The sequence below is a fragment of the Stenotrophomonas sp. STEN020 genome, assembly GCF_056760195.1.
In genome coordinates this window covers 44,917-64,282 of sequence record NZ_JBRREI010000018.1, presented here as the reverse complement: position 1 = coordinate 64,282, position 19,366 = coordinate 44,917, and the positions used below count along the sequence as shown (strand labels likewise).

Genomic DNA, 19,366 nt, shown 5'->3' with positions numbered 1-19,366 from the left:
CACTGTGTCTGTTGCCCCTGCCATTGGGAGTGGGTGATGAGGTTGCGGGAAAGCCACCGTCGGCAAGGTCCGGGCGGGAGACGATGATGGAGCCGGCCGGACAGGACCAGCCCGGGCGCGATTTCGCTGCCCGCGCGGTCCACGACTACAGCGCCGAGCTGCACCGCTACCTGCGCCGGCGGGTGGCCGAGGCGCAGGATCTGGGTGACCTGGTGCAGGAGGTCTATCTGCGCCTGCTGCGCGTGCAGAGCATCGAAACCGTGCGCAACCCGCTGGCCTACATCTATGGCATCGCCGCGCACGTGGCCAGCGAGTTCAACATGCGCCAGCGTCAGGGCCGGTTGCTGTACGACTCGACCGTGGTGGACGCTGTATCCGAGAACCCGGGGCAGGCGGCTTTCAGTGAAGGCGGCGGCTTCTTCGAGCGGCAAGTAGGCGATGCGCTGGCACAGCTTCCGGCCAACCGGTTGGCGGTGCTGCTGCTGGAGCGGCGCGAAGGCCTGAGCCATGCGCAGATCGCGCAGAAGCTTGGGCTGAGCGTGCATACGGTGAAGAAATACAGTGTCGAAGCGCTGGCGCATGTACGCGCGAGCTTGGAACGATGAACAGGATGTGGACCCTGCGACAGGCAGGGCGGGTGAAACCATGAATATCTATCGCACATCGTTGCAACAGAGCCGGGAGCGCGCCGCACGCGAGGCCGCTGAGTGGCTGCTCGTCATGGGCGCTGCGCCCAGCGATGCCGACCGTGCCGGCTTTGCCGCCTGGGTAGCGCGCTCGCCGCTGCACCTGGAAGAACTGCTGATGGCGCAGCTGGTGCAGCGCGAGCTGGCCTCCAGCGCCGCGCTGCAGGCATTTGACCTGGACGCGGTGCTGGCGCAGGCACAGGCCATGGACAACGTGGTGCCGCTGCATGATGCGCCCAGCGTTGTTGCGGGACCGAGGCCGCAGGCACCCAAACCTGCCGCACGTGGACGCCGCAGGCTGCGCTGGGCGCTGGCAGCGGGCGTTGCCGCCTGTGCGCTGCTGGCGGGCAGCTGGACCCTGCTGCAACCGGAGGTGCCGGTTCACCAGTATGCCAGTGCGGTCGGTGAACAACGCAGCATCGCCCTGGCCGATGGCTCGATGGTCACCTTGGCACCGGCTTCGTATATCGCCGTGCGCTTCAGTGCGGGCGTGCGTGACATCGAGCTGCGTGATGGTGAGGCCACCTTTGATGTGGCGCACGACAGCAGTCGCCCGTTCCGCGTGCACGCCGGTGACAACACGGTGCAGGCGGTGGGGACGCGCTTTACCGTCAATCGGCTGCCTTCTGGCACGCTGGTCGCGGTCAGCGAGGGCAAGGTGAAGGTGACCGCCAACAGCAATTGGCTGGAATCGCTGTGGCGCGATGATGCATCGACGCTGGAGGCGGGCAAGGCCAAGGTTGAATCGCTGGGCCGCCCGGCGGCTTTGTCTGCCGGTGAACAGGCGCGCATACCGCAGGGCCAGCAGGCCATGCTGCGGATGCCGCTGGAAGCACCGAACGCGCCGGCCGATGGCAAGCGCCGCCTGAGTTTCCGCAACGACACCCTGGCCGACATCATCAGTGAGTTCAACCGCTACAACCCGCGGCCCATCGTGGTCACCGATCCGCTGATCCGCGAGCAGCGCTACAGCGGCGTGTTCTATGCCGATGATGCCGATTCCTTCCTGCAGTTCCTGGAATGCTGCTCGCAGCTGCAGGTCAGCCGCCAGACTGATCGCAGCGTGATCGGCAACCGCGGCAGTCGTCAGTAAGCAGCAATGCGCCTGTCCACAAAAATATTTTCGACCATGAGTACCCTTTTCCCGCACTTGGACACACGGATGTAACAAGAGGCTGGTTCCGCGCAAGGCGGCTCCGGTTGCTCGGTAACCATTCGATGTCTTTCGGGGGCGAATTATCCATGGGGTCCAGCACTATTCTTCATAAGCACGCGTTGGTGAAGGCGGTGGCGCTAGCGCTGCTGGTCGGTACCGGCAATGTGGCGGTGGCACAGTCAGCAGCAGCCGATACGGTTGCCGATGCGGCGGTGTTCCAGTTTGATGTGCCGGCGCAGTCACTGGCCTCGGCACTTGAGGTGTTTGCCGAGCAGAGCGGGCTGCAGGTGGTCTATGCCGGCGGTGCTGGCAGTGGCGTGCAAAGCGGCGCGGTCAGTGGCCGCCTTGCTGCGGACGCTGCCTTGCAGCAGCTGCTTGCGCCTACCGGCTATACGTCTGCCTACATCAATGCCAAAACCGTCGCCATCCGTCCGCGCAGCAGCGCCGGCGATGTGGTCGAGCAGGCGGGCGGCAATGCCGAAACGCTGGAGACCATCAATGTCACCGGTACCTACCTGAAGAACATCGATCCGGCCTCGCCGCTGATCGTGATTGATTCGCAACTGATCGAAAGCCGTGGCTATGCGTCGATTGAAGACGTGCTGCGCAACCTGCCGCAGAACTTCTCCAACCGAACCAGCGCCTCACGCGCGCTGGGTGAGAAGGAGTTCGGCAGCACGTATGGCGATGGTGTGTCCGGGCTGGGGTCCTCCGGCGCCAACCTGCGTGGCCTGGGCAGCCGCTCCACGCTGATCCTGGTTGATGGCCGCCGTCGCAGTGGCTCGGCGCAGGCGCAGGGCGCCTATACCGATATTTCCTCGATTCCTGTTTCACAGATCGAGCGCATCGAAGTGCTCAGCGATGGCGCCAGCGCCATCTATGGTTCCGATGCCGTGGCCGGTGTGATCAACATCGTGCTGAAGAAGTCCTACGACGGCACCACCGCGCAGCTTCGGCATGAAAACTCCAGCACCGGTGCCGATGTATCGCGGCTGGATCTGGCCCGTACCTTCGGCTATGGCAGCGGCCACGTAACCGCTGCAGTCGGGCTTGAGCGCACCCTGCCTGCGGATGTCACCAGCCTGATCCATGTTGGCCCCAACGGCCGTGGTGATTTCAGCGACCGTGGTGGGGTCAACGGCCGCACCCGCAACAAGGGCCAGCCCGGGGTGGTCTATGAGTCCCTGGATTTCGGCATCGACTATCACTTCATGGGCGATGTGCTCGGGGTGATTCCCGGTGGCCAGGATGGCACCGCATTGGATCCGGACAGCCTGCTTGCCTACGATCCGGCCACCGCACCGTCGACCTATGAGCGCAGCCGCATCGGCCCCAAGGTCGATAACCGCTATGTCCGCATCAGCGGCTTGCATGATCTTGGCGAAACCACCCAGCTGAACTACGGCATCAGCCATGTGCGGCAGGTCAACAAGGAGAACTGGCGGCCTACGCTGTTCGACTTCAGCATCTTCGAGGACGGATACAACACCTACGTTCCCGAGAGCAACAAGTACAACAACTTCGGCAGCGACGTGCTGGTTGGCTATTCCTTCGAGCGCGAGTTCGAGGGCATGAACCTGAGCGAAGACCAGAAGCAGAGCAACAGCGATGCGCATATCGGCATCAACGGCAAGCTGCCGTTCGCCAAGGGGTGGGATTACGAGGCGACCTACAGCATCGGCCGCGAGAAGGGCACTACCACTGCCTTGATGGACCTGACCGGCTCGATGGGTGCAGCTGGCTATGCGCGCACGCTGGAAGTGCTCAATGGTCTGAATGTGTTTGGCGACGGTAGCAATGATGCCATTGTCGCCCGCAATCGCGAGCTGCTGCAGAGTCTGGTCGAGCGCCATGTCTATCGCTTCCAATCGCGTGCCAATACGGTGGACCTGCTGACCCGTGGTGAGCTGTTCCAGCTGCCTGCAGGCAAGATTGAAGCGGCGTTTGGCGCACAGCATCGTGAGCAGCGTTACAACTACGAGAGCAATCTCGGCGAACGCTTGAGCTCGGAAAGCACCGGCAAGTCCGAGGCACTGTTCACCGAGATCGGCATCCCGTTGTTGAAGGACCAGCCGCTGGCCAAGCTGCTCAGCCTGACCGTTGCCGCCCGCTACGAGCGCTTCGACCAGCGCGGCGACAGCGCGCTGCGCGATTGGTCAGCTGGCCTGGGCGAACTTGGTGGCTTTGATGTCGAGCAGCTGACCGGCATCAACAACGACGGAGCCACCGGCATGACCGGTAGCGACACCACCGTGTCGCGCAGCTTCAGTCGTACCAGTCCGCTGGCACGGCTGGCCTGGAAGCCGATCGATCAGCTGCGTCTGCGTGCCACCTGGGGCGAGTCCTTCCTGGTGCCGCAGGCCCAGCAGCAGTTCGGCCAGCTGATCATGGATGACTACACCTCACGGGTGCTGTTCAACGGTGGGCAATTGCCGGATGGCGTCACCCAGATCGTCGCACTCAGCGGCCCCAACGCGAACCTGAAGCCGCAGGTAGCCAGCGTGGTGACCTATGGCTTTGATTGGTCGCCGACCTTCGCCACTGGTCTGCAGTTGTCGGCCACCTATAACCGCACCACCTTCGACAACTACATCGGCGATCCGCTGTCCGGCCTGACCTATTCGGAGATCTTCAAGGACATCAGCAAGATGCCCGAGGGGACCTTCACCCTGGGCGAGAAAGGGGTGATGTTGTGGGACAACCGCGCGATCAACTTCCTCGGCCGGCGCTCGCGCAGCGTCGATACCACCGCCAGCTATTACTTCGGCAATGACTGGGGCGATTGGCGCATCGAACTCAATGCTGTGCGCACGCTGGAGCTGACCTCGCGTTCGCTGGCATCGATGCCGACGCTGAGTTATGCGGACAGTGAGCTGGGGCCGAGCAAGTGGGCCGGTGACCTGTTTGTCGGCTGGGAAGGGAACGCGTGGTTCGCGTCGCTTGGCAGCCATTACAGCGCCGCGCATCGCGTGCTGTATCCGCTGTCGGCCACAGCCACCGATTACAACGATTTCATTCCCAATGAAAATCCGCGTACGCGTTCGGCGTCCTATACCACCTTTGATGCGCAGGTCGGCTATCGCAAGCATCAGCGTGATGGCTGGTTGGGCGGGGTGACCGCGCGCATGGGCGTGCAGAACATGTTCGACCGCGACTATCCGTTCGTCGACAACCTGTCCGGCTTCGTCTCCAACCGCGTGAACATCCGTGGCCGCGTGCTCTACCTGGACATCAAGAAAGAGTTCTGACGCCGACGCGTTGCTCCGTAACAACGCGGTGCGCCGATCCCTCGTCGGCGGCGCGCCGCATCCATTGCAAGGAAATCCATGAAGTCCATCGCCAACACCCTGCGCGCCTGCCTGCTGGCCAGCGCGGTCGTTACTGCACTCGGCCTCAGTGCCTGCAGCCCATCGCAAAACCCGCCTGCCACTCCAGGCAAGGATGCCGCCGCCACGCCCGCAAGCAGCGGTGCGTACAGCATCCGCGGCACGCTGCCGGGGCTGGCCGATGGCACTGAACTCAAACTGCTGGTGCCATCGGCGGCGACCGACCCAATGCATGTAGAGCCGGTAGCCACGGCCACCGCGCAGGGCGGTGCGTTCGTGCTCAGCGGCCAGGTGCAGCAGGCGGTGCCGGCGGTGCTGATGGTGGGTAATCAGGGCTCGGTGAAGCTGGTGCTGGAGCCGGGCGAGCTGCGCATTGAAACCGGCGCGCTGGGCCCGGTGGCCAAGGGCGGCAGCCTGACCGAACGTGTCTATGGCTATCTGGAAGATCCCGCCTATGTGGCCGCCTACACAGCCAACCGCGAAGCCAATCGCAAGGCTTTCGGCGGTGTGGATGAGAACGACGAAGTGGCGATGAAGGCTGCGCGCGAATCCGTGGCTGCGCCGTTCGCTGCCTTGACCAAGGTCAGGAACGACTACGACGCGGTCATCCTCGACGGTGCCGAGCCGGCGCTGCTCAAGCTGCTGGTGCTGAGCGAAAACTACGATTGGAAGCGCTACGACGTGGCCCGCCGCGCGCAGCTGCTGGCCAGCTACAAGCAGGAGCTTGGTGCACATCCGTTGATCGTGCAGATGGAGCAGGCGGCCGCCGATTACGCCAAGACCCAACAGCTGGCCGAGAAGTTCGGCCCGGGCAAGCCCTATGCCGACATCGAGGCGGTCGGCGTGGACGGCAAAGTGGTCAAGCTGTCCGAGGTGCTGGCGCGCAACAAGCTGGTGCTGCTCGACTTCTGGGCCTCGTGGTGCGGGCCGTGCCGTGGCGAATTCCCGCACCTGCTGAAGGTGTACCGCGAGTTCCACGCGCATGGCTTCGAGATCTACGCCGTGTCACTGGATGAAGACAAGGCAGACTGGACCAAGGCCATGCAGGAGGAGGGCGGCAGCAATGACCTGCCGTGGATCAACCTGCAGGCACCGGGCTTCGAGGACAAGGCGGCGCAGACCTATGGCGTGGTGCAGCTGCCGCAGAACTACCTGATCGCCGGTGACGGCACCATCGTCGGTGTCGGCATGCGTGAGTGGGACGTCGAGCGCGCAGTACGTGCGCAGATCAAGAAGGTTGAAGATGCGCCTGCACGTTGATGTCATCCGCCGCGCCGCGCTGAGCGCATTGCTGCTGCTCGGCGTGCTGCTGCCTGGCAGCGTGCTGGCGCAGGTGCAGGCCGAGCTGGTAACCGCCCAGCGCTCAGTACAGCCGGGACAGCCGCTGCAGCTGGCCCTGCGCATGCAGCATGATCTGCATTGGCACAGTTTCTGGAAGAACGCCGGCACCGGCCTGCCGACCAAGTTGATGTGGGAGCTGCCGCCGGGCTGGACTGCCGAGGCGATCCAGTGGCCTACACCAATCCTGGTGCGCGACCGCGAAGGCAACATCACCGGTCACGGTTATGAAGGCTTGTCGTATCTGCCGGTGCGGCTGATTGCCCCGACTGACTTGAAGCCCGGCAGTACGGTCGAGTTGAAGGCACAGGCGCGTTGGTTGATGTGCGAGACCGTGTGCATTCCGGGCAAGGCAGCAGTGAGCTTGAGCGTGCCGGTCAGTGCCGATCCGCCACAGCCCGATGCAGATATGCAGGCGGCACTGACGGCATTGCCGATGCCAAGCTCCAGCGAAGGTTGGCAGCTGGCGGCGACCCGCGAGCAGGGTGACCTGACCCTGCGTGTGGCTGCACCGGCGGATATTGCAGAGCTGCACTTCTTCCCGGCTGACGAATTCGTCTCCTACAAAGTGCCGCAGACCATTGGCAATCGCGGCGCACGCGCCTTGCTGAAGTTGCCACTGGACCCGGCCGAGACCATGCCGCCCGATGCGACGTTGCGCGGCGTGCTGGCCTATACCGATGCGCAGGGCATCTACCGTGGCGTCAGCATCGAGCTGCCATTCGTGGCCGAGGCCGAGGCGACTGCCTTGGTCAGCACGGCTGACCTGGGTGCGGCACCAGCTTCGGGCGCAGGCAATGACGGCGCGCAGCTGTCGCTGTTGGTGCTGCTGTTCGCAGTGCTCGGCGGGCTGATCCTCAACCTGATGCCCTGCGTGTTCCCGGTGCTTGGCCTGAAGGTGGTTGGTTTCATCGAGCAGGCCGGCAATGACAGGCGCAAGGTCAGCCTGCATGCGCTGTCGTTCACCGCGGGCGTGCTGCTGTCGTTCTGGGCATTGGCCGGCGTGCTGGCGGTATTGCGCGAAGGCGGGGAGCAACTGGGCTGGGGCTTCCAGCTGCAATCGGCGTCGTTCGTGTTCGTGCTGGCGCTGGTGATGCTGGCGTTCGCGATGAACCTCAGTGGCGTGTTCGAAGTTGGCATGCGTGCCACCAGCGTCGGCTCCGGCCTGCAGTCGCGCAGTGGCGTGGCCGGCAGCTTCTTCAGCGGCATGCTCGCCACCGTAGTGGCAACGCCATGCAGTGCACCGTTCCTGGCACCGGCCCTGGGCGCTGCTCTGGCCCTGCCAACCGCACAATCGTTCGTGGTGTTCACCGCCATCGCGCTGGGGCTTGTGCTGCCGTACCTGCTGCTGTCGGTATTCCCGTCGCTGGTCAAACTGTTGCCGCGCCCGGGCGCGTGGATGGAAACCTTCAAGCAGCTGATGGCCTTCCCGCTGTATGCCACCGTCGGCTATCTGCTGTGGGTGCTGGCCGGGCAGTTGCACGAAGCGGCCCTGCTCAATGCCTTGCTGGCGCTGTCACTGTTGGGCTTCGGTCTGTGGCTGTATGGCCGTGGCACCCGTCCGGGTGCCCGCGGTAGCCGCGCCAAGCTCAGTGTGGTTGCCGGCGTGCTGGTGCTGGCTGCGGCGGTGCTGTTTGGCTGGCCGCGTGCACCAGCGCCTGAAGCGCTGCAATGGGAGGCCTGGAGCAGCGAACGCGTGCAGCAGCTGCAGGCTGAAGGCCGCCCGATCTATGTCGATTTCACCGCACGCTGGTGTGCCACCTGCCAGGTCAACAAGAAGGTGGTGTTCGCCGCAGCGCGGGTCAACGACTACTTCCGCGACAACGAAGTGGTCGCGCTGAAGGCCGATTGGACCAATGCCGACCCACTGATCACCGCCGAGCTGGAACGTTGGAACCGCAGCGCGGTGCCGTTCAACCTGGCCTATCCGGCCGGTGGCGGCCCACCGCGCGAACTGCCCGAGGTACTTACGCCGGAGATCGTGCTCTCCGCGCTGGACAACGCTACCCCACCAGGACGGGATTGAACTCCCGCCCCGACTTTCCCCGCGCCCCCGGGCGCATCTAGAGAGAACGCAACGCATGATTTCGCAACGCCTGTTGTGCGCCGGCCTTGCGCTGGGCTTGATGGCAGCTGGTGCTGCCTCGGCCGAGCCGGTCAAGGTCAATGGCTTCACCTACGTAAAATCCGCCGATGGCATCGATGAGTACCGGCTCGACGCCAATGGTTTGAGCGTCCTGCTGCTGCCCAACCACGCCGCACCGGTGGTGACCTTCCAGATGACCTACCGGGTCGGTTCGCGCAACGAGGTGACCGGCACTACCGGCGGCACCCACCTGCTCGAGCATCTGATGTTCATGGGCAGCACCAACTTCGACGGCGCCAACAACGTCGACACCTACCTGGACCGCGTCGGTGCCGGCTTCAACGCCACCACCTCGCTGGACCGCACCAACTACTACGCCACGCTGCCGCCGGCCGCGCTGGACGGTTACATCGCCATCGAAGCCGACCGCATGCGCGGCCTGCTGCTGCGCGAGAAGGACCGCCAGAGTGAAATGACCGTGGTGCGCAACGAGTACGAGCGCAACGAGAACAATCCCAATGGCGCCTTGATGAAGCTGATGTGGGCTACCGCCTTCAGTGCGCATCCGTATCACCATCCGGTGATCGGCTGGCGCAGCGATATCGAGAAGGTGTCCATCGAGAAGCTGCGTGAGTTCTACGACACCTTCTACTGGCCGAACAATGCCACCGTCACCGTGGTCGGCGATATCGACAGCGCCAAGGTACTGGCCAGCATCGGCGACAAGTTCGGCAAGGTGCCGCGCTCGCCGCATGCCATTCCCGAGGTCTACACCACCGAGCCGGAGCAGCAGGGCGAGCGTCGGGTGACGCTGCGTCGTGGCGGCGAAACCGGCACGGTGATGATGGCGTACAAGGCCCCGGCTGGTCTGGACAAGGACATTCCCGCACTGAACGTGCTGGAGCTGGTGTTGCAGGGCGGCCGCAGCGCACGCCTGCAGCGTGCGCTGGTGGATACCAGCAAGGCGGTGGCGGTATCGGGCGGCATGTACCAGCAGCGCGATCCCAGCCTGTTCATGCTGAGCGTGGCGCTGGCCCCGGACAGCAAGCACGAAGACATCGAAAAGATCGTCCGTGACGAGATCGCCAAGGTTGCCCGCGACGGCGTCAGCGTCGAGGAAATCAAGCGTGTGCTCGGCCCCTACCGCGCCGAGGAAGCCTACCGCCGCGATGGCACCGACCAGGCCGCCGATGCGCTCAACGAGTTCATCGCGATGGGCGATTGGACTCTGTATTCCAGCGCCCTGAAGGATCTTGAGAAGGTCACCCCGGCCGACGTGCAGCGCGTCGCCGGCAAGTATTTCACCGCAGAGCAGAGCACGGTTGGCTGGTTCGTGCCGGAGAGCAGCAAGTGAACAACGCAAAACGCATTCGACTGATTCCGCTGGCACTGGCTGCACTGTCCAGCCTTGCCGCATTCGCCGCCCAGGCCGGCGTCGCCGACACTGCCGTGCACGCCAAGGCCGCCGGCATCGACCTGATCGTCTACCCGATGGGGGTCAAGGACGTGGTCACCTTCACCGGCTCGATGCCGCTGGGCGATGCCTTCCTCGCCGCCAAGGCCGACAACCCGGCGGTGCCGACGCTGACCGCGATGCTGCTGGAAGCCGGCACCACCCGCCGCGACAAGTTCGCCATCTCCGACACGCTGGATGGCATCGGTGCGCAGTTGTCTTTCAGCCCCAGCGCGGCGCGCATCGGCATCTACGGCAAGAGCCTGAAGCAGGATCTGCCGACCGTGCTCGACCTGCTCGCCGAACAGCTGCGCCAGCCGGCCTTTACCGCCGAGGAACTGGCCAAGGCCAAGGTGCAGTTGGAAGCGGCACTGCGCCAGGCCAGCGACAACCCCGGCGCGATGGCGCGTGAAACCCTGATGCTGAGCATCTTCCCGGCTGGCAGCATCAACGCACCAGCACCGCGCGAAGCCATGCTCAAGACGGTGCCGCAGGTCACGCTGGAGCAGATCAAGGCCTTCCACGCCAAGTACTACGGCCCGGCGCACATGACCCTGGTGTTTGCCGGTGACGTCGATGCCAAGGCGATTGAAACCGCGGTTGCACACGGCTTCAACGGCTGGAGCGGCGGCGTGGACTATCTGCGCGACGCACCGGCACGGCTGCCGGCCAAGGCCGCCGAGCACAGCATCGCGATGAAGGACAAGGCCAGCGTCAGTGTGTTCCTCGGCCAAGCCACAGGCCTGCGCTACACCGATGCCGACTACCTGCCGATGACGGTGGGCGTGGACGTGCTCGGTTCGGGCTTCACCGGCCGCTTGATGGCGGCGGTGCGCGCGAAGGAAGGCCTGACCTACGGCATCGGCGGCAACCTGTTGGGCAGCGACTACATGGACGGCGGCCTGGGCATCAGCACCACCTTTGCACCGGAGCTGATGGACAAGGGCATCGCCAGCACCCGCCGCGAACTGCAGCGCTGGTGGAAGGACGGCATCACTGCCGACGAGCTGGAGGCACGCAAGCAGGCGATGGTCGGCAGCTACCAGGTCGGCCTGGGCAACACCGACGGCATGTCGGCGGCGATCATCGGCACGGTTGAGCGTGGTGTTGGCCTGGCATGGCTGGACAACTACCCGCAGGCGATCCAGTCGGTGACGCTGGAGCAGGTCAACGGTGCGATCCGCAAATACGTGGACCCGCAGAAGATGGTGCTGGTCAAGGCCGGCACCTTCAAGAAGTAAGTCGCTACCTCTGCCAAGTGGTTCGACACCAACAAACGCCGGCTTACGCCGGCGTTTGTTGTTTCAGCGCCATGCGCTGATCAGGCACGCACGCTATTGGAAATGATCTCAACCCAATAACCGTCCGGATCCTTGATGAAGGCCAGGCTCTTCATGCGGCCATCGGTCAGGCGCTTCTGGAACGGCACGCCCAGTTCCTCGAAACGCGCACAGGCCGCTTCCAGCTCCGGCACCGACACGCAGATGTGGCCGAAGCCGCGCGGGTCGCTGTTGCCATCGTGGTAGACGGCGCCGTCCTGGTTCTCGGTGCCGTGGTTGTGGGTGAGTTCCAGCACACCGGGGATGCCGGCCATCCACAGGCGGCGCTCGGCATCGTCCTGCGGCACCTGCACGCCGGCCGGCACATAGGCCAGGAAGTACAGGCTGAACTGCGCCTCGGCGAAATCACGCTGGTCGATCAGCTGGAAGCCGAGCACGCGCGTATAGAAATCCAGCGAGGCGCGGATGTCCTTGACCCGCAGCATGGTGTGGTTGAACACGAAGCCGTTGGTTTCGGCCGGTACCTGGGCGGCGACGCCGGGTTGTTGAGCAAGGGTTTGAAGGCTCATGAAATCTGTCCTGTTGCGATGAATGGGGGAGGGCGCGCTTGTAGCTGCGGCAGCGCAATGCTCATGCAGAAAGTTGCATTTGAAATCGCCACCCCTGCTTGCATGCGTCGATACAAAAAATCATCAACGGCATACCTTCAGTGGCTAGGCGGCTGCGCGCGCGCTGGCTATGCTGCGTCGCAGGATAGTCGTTGTTCCCCTCGTTTTGATGAAGCGCGCATGCATTGCCTGATGTGCGCTGGGAAGTGACGCTGGCGCAAGGGCTGCGCGGATTGTTGGCAGGGGATGCCGCCACGGACGGAGCCACGACGTGACCAGCGGCGGTTGACAAGGTTTCGCTGCTCGCGTTATTCATTGTATGTATATACAAATAACGGAATTGTCTGGAACTTCATGTCCTACCGTATGTGCCTGCCGTTGCTGCTGATGCTGGTGCTCGCCGTCGAAGGCGTGCTCGGGGCATGGGCGAGCACGCGCATGGTGCTGCATGCAGACGGGGCTCCGACAGTTGCCGGGATTACCCGCGCGGCCAGTGCCGGCTGCGATCCGGTTCGAAGTGATCCGGCTTCACGTGCGCCAGCGATAACCAGCTCGGCGCTCGGCAACGGCCACAACGAGCATGCCGGCAAGTCGGCTGCCAGCCATGCCGACGACTGCAGTTGCGCCGACAGTGTGGGCTGCGAATGCCTGTGCGTGTTCACCATCTATCCCCCCGCGACGACGCTGTTGTTCGTCGGCGCGCATCCACCGGTATCGGCCGATACGTCATTGCCGGCGCTGGTACTGCCGGCTGGCAGGCTATCCCGGGTTTTCCGACCTCCCATCGTCTGAGCGGTTGTTCTCGCGTCACCACGACGTAGTAGTGAACCGTGCTCGCGCCCGCGACCGCGGCTATCGCCCCGAGACAGAATCCCAGCGAGAGAGAACATGTATTTGAAGCCCCAAGCCTTGGCTGCGGCCATTGGCACGCTGTTGTGTGCCACCGCCGTCCACACCGCCAACGCGCAGGACGCGCAATCCCCGAAAGAGCCTGCCCGCACGCTGGACGCCGTGCAGGTAACCGGCAGTCACATCAAGCGCGCGCAGTTGTCCGGGGTTGGCCCGGTCAGCGTGATCGACGCGCAGGCCATTGAACGCTCCGGCGCCACTTCGGTGGACACGCTGTTGCAGCGCCTGCCGGCCTCGGCCGGTTTTGCCGGCAGCCAGAGCAATGCCTACTGGGCCGAGAACGGCTACGGCACCACCCAGGTCAATCTGCGCGGACTGGGCATCAACCGCACCCTGGTGCTGCTCAACGGCCGCCGCATCGTCAATGGCGGTACCGGCGCCAATAGTTCGGTTGATCTGAACATGATCCCGGTATCGCTGATCGAGCGCATTGAAGTGCTCAAGGACGGCGCCTCGGCCATCTACGGCGCCGATGCGGTTGCAGGCGTGGTCAACATCATCACCAAGCAGGGCTTTGATGGTGCCGAGGCCGCGGTGCGTTACGGCCAGACCACGCGCGGTGATGGTGATGAAACCGCTGTCGACCTGGCCTGGGGCGTCACCAGCGATCGCGGCTCGTTGATGGCCGGCATCAACTATGCCGAAGGTGGCACGGTCAATATGGGCTCACGCGCGCCCTGCGGCCTGGCCGAAGCAGACGGCAAGCTGGTGTGCTCGGGCAGTTCCACCACGGTGGGCGGCCGCGCGCTGCTGGCCGATGGCACCCGTGTCAACTTCAACCAGGTGCTGGGCGGCAACGGCGATTTCTACGAGCCGTACTCGGCCGCCAAGCACAACTACAACGGCAACCCTACGCTCAACGCGGTCAATCCGATCAAGCGCATCAGCATGAGTGTGTTCGGTGACAGCCAGCTCAGCGAAAACACCACCGTGTTCACCGAGCTGATGTACACCAACCGTCAATCCGATCAGCTCGCCGCACCGGGCGGACTAGGGGTGTACCGGCCGATCAACATCGCTGCCGATCACCCGACCAACCCGACCGGACAGGACCTGCTGCTGCAGCGACGTCGTCTGGAAGAAGCCGGTCCGCGCCATTTCTCGCAGGAGGTGAATACCTTCCGTAGTCTGGTGGGAGTGAAAGGGCAGTTTGGCACCGGCTGGGACTGGTCGGCGACCTTGAACTGGGGCCGTAATACCGGCACCGATGGCTCCGACAACATCGCCAATCTTGATCGTGTCGATCAGACCCTGGATCGCAGCATCTGTAGCCCGGTGCCGGGCGCTGCGATCCCCTGTGGTGATTACCTGGGTTACGGCGACCTGAGTCGTGAGGTGCTCGACTACATCCTTTACAGCTCGCGCGATACCGGCGGCAACGACCAGAAGAGTTTCGCTGCCAACCTTAGCGGGCAGATCTTCGAGCTTCCCGCAGGTTGGGTAGGCTTCGCTACCGGTGTGGAAGTACGCAAGGAACGCGGTTGGCGCGATCCCGACCCGCTGACCGTGCTGGGCAGCGGCAATACCAATAAGCAGGAGCGGATTGCTGGTGAATACACTGCCAAGGAAGCGTTCGTGGAGCTGGCCATCCCGCTGCTGCAGGACAACGTCATCGCCGATTCCTTGTATCTGAATCTGGCCGGCCGCGCCTCGGACTACGATCTGTTCGGTCGTGATTACAACTACAAGGCCGGCCTGGACTGGCAGGTCAATCCTTCGCTGAAAGTGCGCAGCACCTACGCCACTGCGTTCCGCATCCCGAACATCCCGGAACTGTTTGGCGGCGTGGCCGAGGGCAACCTGACCACCACCGATCCGTGCAGCAACTGGTCGGCCTTGCCGGCGGGCTCCACTGTGCGCGAGAACTGCCAGGCCTACGGTGTGCCAGCTGGCTATGTGCAGCCAGGCAACACCATCCTCACCACCTCAGGCGGTAATGCCTCGCTTGAGCCGGAAGATGCCACCTCGTTCACCGCCGGCGTGGTGTGGACGCCGGAGTTCCTGTCCGGGCTGACCTTGACGCTGGATTACTACAACATCCGCATCAAGCATGCGATCCAGCGCATCGACGGCTCTACCAAGCTGGCCATCTGCTACAACACGCCGGGGCTGGCGCATCCGTTCTGCGATGCCAGCAACTTCACCCGCAACCCGCGCACCGGCGAAGTGGATTTCCTGTCCTCGCGGCCACTCAATGCTGCCAACGAGCATGTCACCGGCTACGATTTCGGCGCGCTGTATGAGTTCAAGACCGCCGGCTTCGACGCCAGCGTCAGTGCCGATGTGTCCTATCTGCAGCGCTATGACGTGCGGCCGTACGATGGCGCCGATCTGATCGAGTACGCAGGCAAGATCACCGGTGGTCGTGGCAGCTACGCCAAGTGGCGAGGCCTGGTCTCGATGAATGCCTCGCGTGATAAGTGGTCGGGTACCTGGAGCACGCAGTACATCGGTCGTGCCGATGACATCAATGCGGCCCGCGGTGACATCGGTGACCACGCGCCGTCGGTGTTCTATCACAACCTGCAGCTCAAGTACGCGGTGAGCAAGGCGCTGGATGTATCGCTGGGCCTGGACAATGTCTTCGACAAGAAGCCGCCGTTCATCCAGAGCTATACCGATGCCAACACCGATACGATGACCTACGACCTGCTGGGTCGCCGCTGGTACGCACGCATCGGCTACCGCTGGTGATTGGATGCGCCCCGTCGCAGCTGCGGCGGGGCGCATCATTGAACGAGGACGATGTTGATGAAACCCGCATTCTGGGCACGCCGTGCCCACAAATGGATCGGTCTGGTGATCGGTGTGCAGGCACTGCTGTGGATGCTCAGCGGTGTCTACATGACCGTGGTGCCGCTGGACGTTATCCATGGCGACCACCTTGCACATGTGCACGGAACACCGCTGCCGGCGCAGACCGCGCGCGTTGGCGCCGATGTGCTGGCCACGCGCTATCCGCAGATGGAGTCGTTCCGGCTCAAGCATGTGCTGGAGCGCGAGGTCTATGAAATACGCCAAGGCAAGCAGAAGTATCTGGTGGATGCCGCCAGTGGCGAGCGCCTTGGACCGATGGATCGCGAGCAGGCCATCGCGTTGGCGCAGTCGCTGTATCAAGGCAAGGGCGAAGTGGAGCGGGTGGAGTGGATCACCCGCGCACCGTCGGAGGTGAAGACCCGCCCGGTACCGATGTGGGCCGTGCATTTCAGCGGTCGCGGCGACACCACTTTGTACCTGTCGCCGGAGAGCGGTGAATTGCTGGCACGCCGGCATGATCTGTGGCGCGTATTCGACTTCGTGTGGATGTTGCACATCATGGATTACGAGAACCGCACCGACGTCAACAACACCTTGTTGCGGGTGGCCTCGATTGTGGGTTTGGTATTCGCACTCAGCGGCATCTGGTTGTTGTTCTACAGCTTCGGCAAGCGGAGGAGCGCATGACGCCCTGGATGCGGACCCTGCACAAGTGGGTGGGCCTGATCGTCGGCCTGCAGTTCGTGGTGTGGTTGGGCAGCGGTCTGATGATGAGCCTGCTCGACCCTGAGAAGATCGAAGGCAGTGCCCAGCAAGCTGCAGCTGTCCCCAATCCTGCGTGGCCGGCCGCGACAGTGTCGCCGAGCGTGGCGCTGGCTGCAGCCAAGGGTGAGGCGGCAACACTGGACAGTGGCTGGTTGCTGCAACAGCCGGTGTACCGTCTGCAATCACCGGAAGGCACCGAGGTCATCGATGCCCGTGACGGCAAGCGCATCAGCATCGATGCGGCGGTCGCGGCGAAAGTCGCACAAGCCGCCTATGCCGGCGATGGTGTTGCCGCTGCGCCGCAATATCTGGAAAAGACGCTGGAAACGCGGGCCAACCCCGATCCGGTATGGCGTGTGGACTTCAGCGACGCGCAGGACACCAGCATCTATGTGTCCGCACACAGCGGCCAGGTGATGGAACACCGCAACGCGACGTGGCGGCTGTTCGACATCTTCTGGATGCTGCACATCATGGATTACAGCAGCCGGGTCGACTTCAACAACCCGCTGGTGGTTGGCATGGGCATCGGCGGCCTGTGGTTGGCGCTGACCGGTGTGTGGTTGCTGATCGCAAGCTTCCATCTGCAGGAGTTCATTCCGCGACGTTGGCGTTCGCGCCGGCAGCTGATGGTCTACGCACCGGGCGGCGCACATCTGCGCACGGTCGAAGTAGCCAGCGGCGACAGCGTTTACGTGGCACTGGCGCGCGAAGGCATCAATCTTCCCTCCAACTGCGGTGGTGGACAGAGCTGCGGCCTGTGCGAAGTGCGGGTGCGTGCCGGTGCCGGCAAGGCAACGGCGGCTGATCGCGCGCATGTACCCGAAGCAAAGCGCAAGGTCGGCTGTCGACTGGCTTGCAACCTGCAGGTGGATGAAGACGTTGAGATCGAGGTGGCCGGCGGCGCCAGTCTGTGGACCGAGCATTGGGCCATCGTCGAGAAGGTCGTTGCGGTAACGCCGTTCCTGCGCGAGATCCATCTGCGCCCGGAACAGACCGCGGACGCACAGTTCCAGCCCGGCTGCTATCTGCAGCTGCATGTGCCGGAGTACGAATTGCCGGGCACTGCGGTGTGGTTCCCGGCCGGGCATGACGAGGATTGGAAGGCGTTGTCCTTACCTGCGACCTTGCAGAACAAGGCGGCGGTGCGGCGCTCGTACTCGCTGGCAACGCCGGTATCGAATGCTGACGGCGGTTTGGTGTTGCTGGTGCGCTTCAGCCCCGGCTGGCAGGAAAATCGCAAGCATCCGCCAGGCAAGGGCTCGACCTTTGCCTATACGTTGCGCGAGGGTGACCGCGTCCGCTACAGCGGCCCGTTCGGTGACTTTTCACTCAGTGGCAGTGAGCGCGAGAAGATCTTCATTGGCGCCGGTGCAGGCATGGCGCCGCTACGTGCGCTGATTCAGCAACGTCTGGATGAGGGTGGTGGCGAGCGTATCCACTATTGGTACGGCGCCCGTGGCGAACGTGATTGCCCTTATGTCGAGCAGATGCAGGAGCTGGCGCATGAGCATGCCAACTTCAGTTGGCATCCGGTTTGGTCAGGGCAGGGTGCAGATGCACGTCGTGTGCATGAGGCGATGCATGAGGATCTGTTGAAGCAGCATCCGGATCTGGCTGGTTGCGAGTTCTATCTGTGTGGGCCGCCGGCGATGTTGGCGGCGACCAGGCAGTTGCTGCGCAAGCTGGGTGTTGCGGATGCGCGGGTTGCGTTTGATGACTTCAAGATCTGAGTAACTTCGGGTTTGGTTGGTGCGGCTGCAGGTGTGGGACGCCTGCAGCCGTTGCCAATCTTGCTGGTGTTGGGCCTGGCGTTGGTAGCAGCTCCAGATCTGGCTGTTGCCGCTGCTTTGGCCTGTTCTTGGCTCTGGATTCTGCTTTGGCTGTGGCTTTGGCTTTGGCTTTGGCTTTGGCTGTGGCTGTGGCTTTGGCTTTTGGCACGCCCTTCTCCCGCTTGCGGGAGAAGGTGCCCGGAGAGCCTGCCCCCGCGAAGGCGGGGGGCGGATGAGGGGAGCTTTTGACTTTGCTTAGCTAGAAGCTTGCCCTCACCCCAACCCCTCTCCCGTAAACGGGAGAGGGGCTTCAGCGCAGATCACTCGTGCTTTGAGAACTCGCTCAACGAACCATCATTGCCCAACAACGCCACCGTGAACGCCTGGCGATAGCCATCCGGAGATTCCATGCCCGGCGTACCAACCGGCATGCCCGGCAACACCAGTCCACGCGCCTGCGGGCGCTCGGCCAGCAGCTTCTTGATGTCTTCCACCGGAACATGGCCTTCCACCACATAGCCGTCGATCTCTGAGGTGTGGCAGGACATCATGCCGTCACCGATTCCCAGCTTCTGCTTGATCGTGGCCAGATCGGCGGTGTCATTGAGCTGCACCGGGAAACCCGCGGCCTGCATATGCTCGGCCCAGCCACCACAGCAACCGCAGTTCGGGTCCTTGTGCACAACCACCAACGGCAAGGCTTTGGTGGCTGGTGCTACTTCAACAGTCTTTGCAGGCGCCGCAACAGCGGCCGTAGCTGCTGCAGAAGCAGCAGTCGACGGACTGGCATTGCACGCACTGATCAACAGGGTGCCAGCAGCCAACACCAATAGCGAGAACATGGGCTTTGAACGCATTTTCATGATCTTGATTCCTTGGACAGTTCGCCGCAGCAACCGCTGGTCGCTGCGGCAGTAGGGCGTCACAGCATCGACAGGCCGCGCTCGAATTCCTTGGCGTCGAGCTTGCCATCACGGTTGCCATCGCTCATGCCGAAGTGCGGCAGCAGCGGGTGACCGCTGGGCAGTTCCTCGCGGCTGATGAAGCCATCCTTGTTGGCGTCGAAGCGCTTGAATGTCGCCGCAGCATCAGCCTGCGGTGCCTTTGCGGCGGGTTTCGCGGCCGGTGCGTGATGCTCGTGGCCAGCATGCTGGGCCTGCGCGATGGAAATGGAGGCAAGGGTGATCGCGCCGATCAGTGCGGCTTGAATAAAGAACTTCATCGAAAGCA

At 63.5% G+C, this 19,366-nt stretch carries 14 protein-coding genes; 11 read left to right on the top strand and 3 right to left on the bottom strand.

From position 1 onward, the window contains the following. Positions 1 to 86 precede the first annotated feature (86 nt). The 7 genes from ACVOLZ_RS09980 to ACVOLZ_RS09950 all read left to right on the top strand — a co-directional run bounded on the left by ACVOLZ_RS09980 (position 87) and on the right by ACVOLZ_RS09950 (position 11,286). Positions 87 to 605 (top strand): RNA polymerase sigma factor, encoded by a 519-nt coding sequence (locus ACVOLZ_RS09980; RefSeq protein ID WP_481508188.1) that lies wholly within the window; start codon positions 87 to 89, stop codon positions 603 to 605. A gap of 40 nt (positions 606 to 645) precedes the next feature. Next, complete coding sequence (locus ACVOLZ_RS09975) at positions 646 to 1,779, top strand: FecR family protein (RefSeq protein WP_481515986.1); 1,134 nt, start codon at positions 646 to 648, stop codon at positions 1,777 to 1,779. Between the two features lie 149 nt (positions 1,780 to 1,928). Next, a complete protein-coding gene (locus tag ACVOLZ_RS09970) occupies positions 1,929 to 5,090 on the top strand; it encodes a TonB-dependent receptor (protein ID WP_481515985.1) in 3,162 nt (1,053 codons plus the stop codon). Between the two features lie 78 nt (positions 5,091 to 5,168). Next, positions 5,169 to 6,428 (top strand): redoxin domain-containing protein, encoded by a 1,260-nt coding sequence (locus ACVOLZ_RS09965; RefSeq protein WP_481515984.1) that lies wholly within the window; start codon positions 5,169 to 5,171, stop codon positions 6,426 to 6,428. Continuing rightward, on the top strand, positions 6,412 to 8,532 hold the full coding sequence (locus ACVOLZ_RS09960; RefSeq protein WP_481515983.1) for a protein-disulfide reductase DsbD family protein: 2,121 nt from the start codon (positions 6,412 to 6,414) through the stop codon (positions 8,530 to 8,532). Before ACVOLZ_RS09965 ends, ACVOLZ_RS09960 begins: the two co-directional genes overlap by 17 nt. A 55-nt stretch (positions 8,533 to 8,587) precedes the next feature. Beyond that, positions 8,588 to 9,946: a M16 family metallopeptidase gene (locus ACVOLZ_RS09955; RefSeq protein ID WP_481515982.1), complete on the top strand. Its 1,359-nt coding sequence runs from the start codon at positions 8,588 to 8,590 to the stop codon at positions 9,944 to 9,946. Next, positions 9,943 to 11,286: a M16 family metallopeptidase gene (locus tag ACVOLZ_RS09950; protein ID WP_481515981.1), complete on the top strand. Its 1,344-nt coding sequence runs from the start codon at positions 9,943 to 9,945 to the stop codon at positions 11,284 to 11,286. The genes ACVOLZ_RS09955 and ACVOLZ_RS09950 overlap by 4 nt, the downstream gene beginning before the upstream one ends. Before the next feature lie 80 nt (positions 11,287 to 11,366). On the opposite strand, the gene gloA is transcribed toward ACVOLZ_RS09950, so the two are convergent. Continuing rightward, on the bottom strand, positions 11,367 to 11,894 hold the full coding sequence (gene gloA, locus ACVOLZ_RS09945) for a lactoylglutathione lyase (RefSeq protein ID WP_481515980.1): 528 nt from the start codon (positions 11,892 to 11,894) through the stop codon (positions 11,367 to 11,369). Positions 11,895 to 12,287: 393 nt separating this feature from the next. On the opposite strand from gloA, the gene ACVOLZ_RS09940 reads away from it, so the two are divergent. The 4 genes from ACVOLZ_RS09940 (at position 12,288) to ACVOLZ_RS09925 (ending at position 18,097) form a co-directional block, all read left to right on the top strand. Then, entirely contained in the window at positions 12,288 to 12,725 is a 438-nt protein-coding gene (locus ACVOLZ_RS09940) for a CopL family metal-binding regulatory protein (protein ID WP_481515979.1), read from the top strand. A gap of 96 nt (positions 12,726 to 12,821) precedes the next feature. Further along, a complete protein-coding gene (locus ACVOLZ_RS09935; RefSeq protein WP_481515978.1) occupies positions 12,822 to 15,536 on the top strand; it encodes a TonB-dependent receptor in 2,715 nt (904 codons plus the stop codon). Positions 15,537 to 15,593: 57 nt separating this feature from the next. After that, on the top strand, positions 15,594 to 16,286 hold the full coding sequence (locus tag ACVOLZ_RS09930; RefSeq protein ID WP_481515977.1) for a PepSY domain-containing protein: 693 nt from the start codon (positions 15,594 to 15,596) through the stop codon (positions 16,284 to 16,286). Further along, positions 16,283 to 18,097: a 2Fe-2S iron-sulfur cluster-binding protein gene (locus ACVOLZ_RS09925; protein ID WP_481515976.1), complete on the top strand. Its 1,815-nt coding sequence runs from the start codon at positions 16,283 to 16,285 to the stop codon at positions 18,095 to 18,097. Before ACVOLZ_RS09930 ends, ACVOLZ_RS09925 begins: the two co-directional genes overlap by 4 nt. 359 nt (positions 18,098 to 18,456) lie before the next feature. Here the strand turns inward: ACVOLZ_RS09925 and ACVOLZ_RS09920 are convergent, their stop codons facing one another. Further along, positions 18,457 to 18,999, bottom strand: coding sequence for a DUF411 domain-containing protein (locus ACVOLZ_RS09920; RefSeq protein WP_481515975.1), 543 nt, complete (start codon positions 18,997 to 18,999; stop codon positions 18,457 to 18,459). 59 nt (positions 19,000 to 19,058) lie between these two features. Beyond that, positions 19,059 to 19,358, bottom strand: coding sequence for an EF-hand domain-containing protein (locus ACVOLZ_RS09915; RefSeq protein ID WP_481515974.1), 300 nt, complete (start codon positions 19,356 to 19,358; stop codon positions 19,059 to 19,061). Between the last annotated feature and the right edge of the window lie 8 nt (positions 19,359 to 19,366).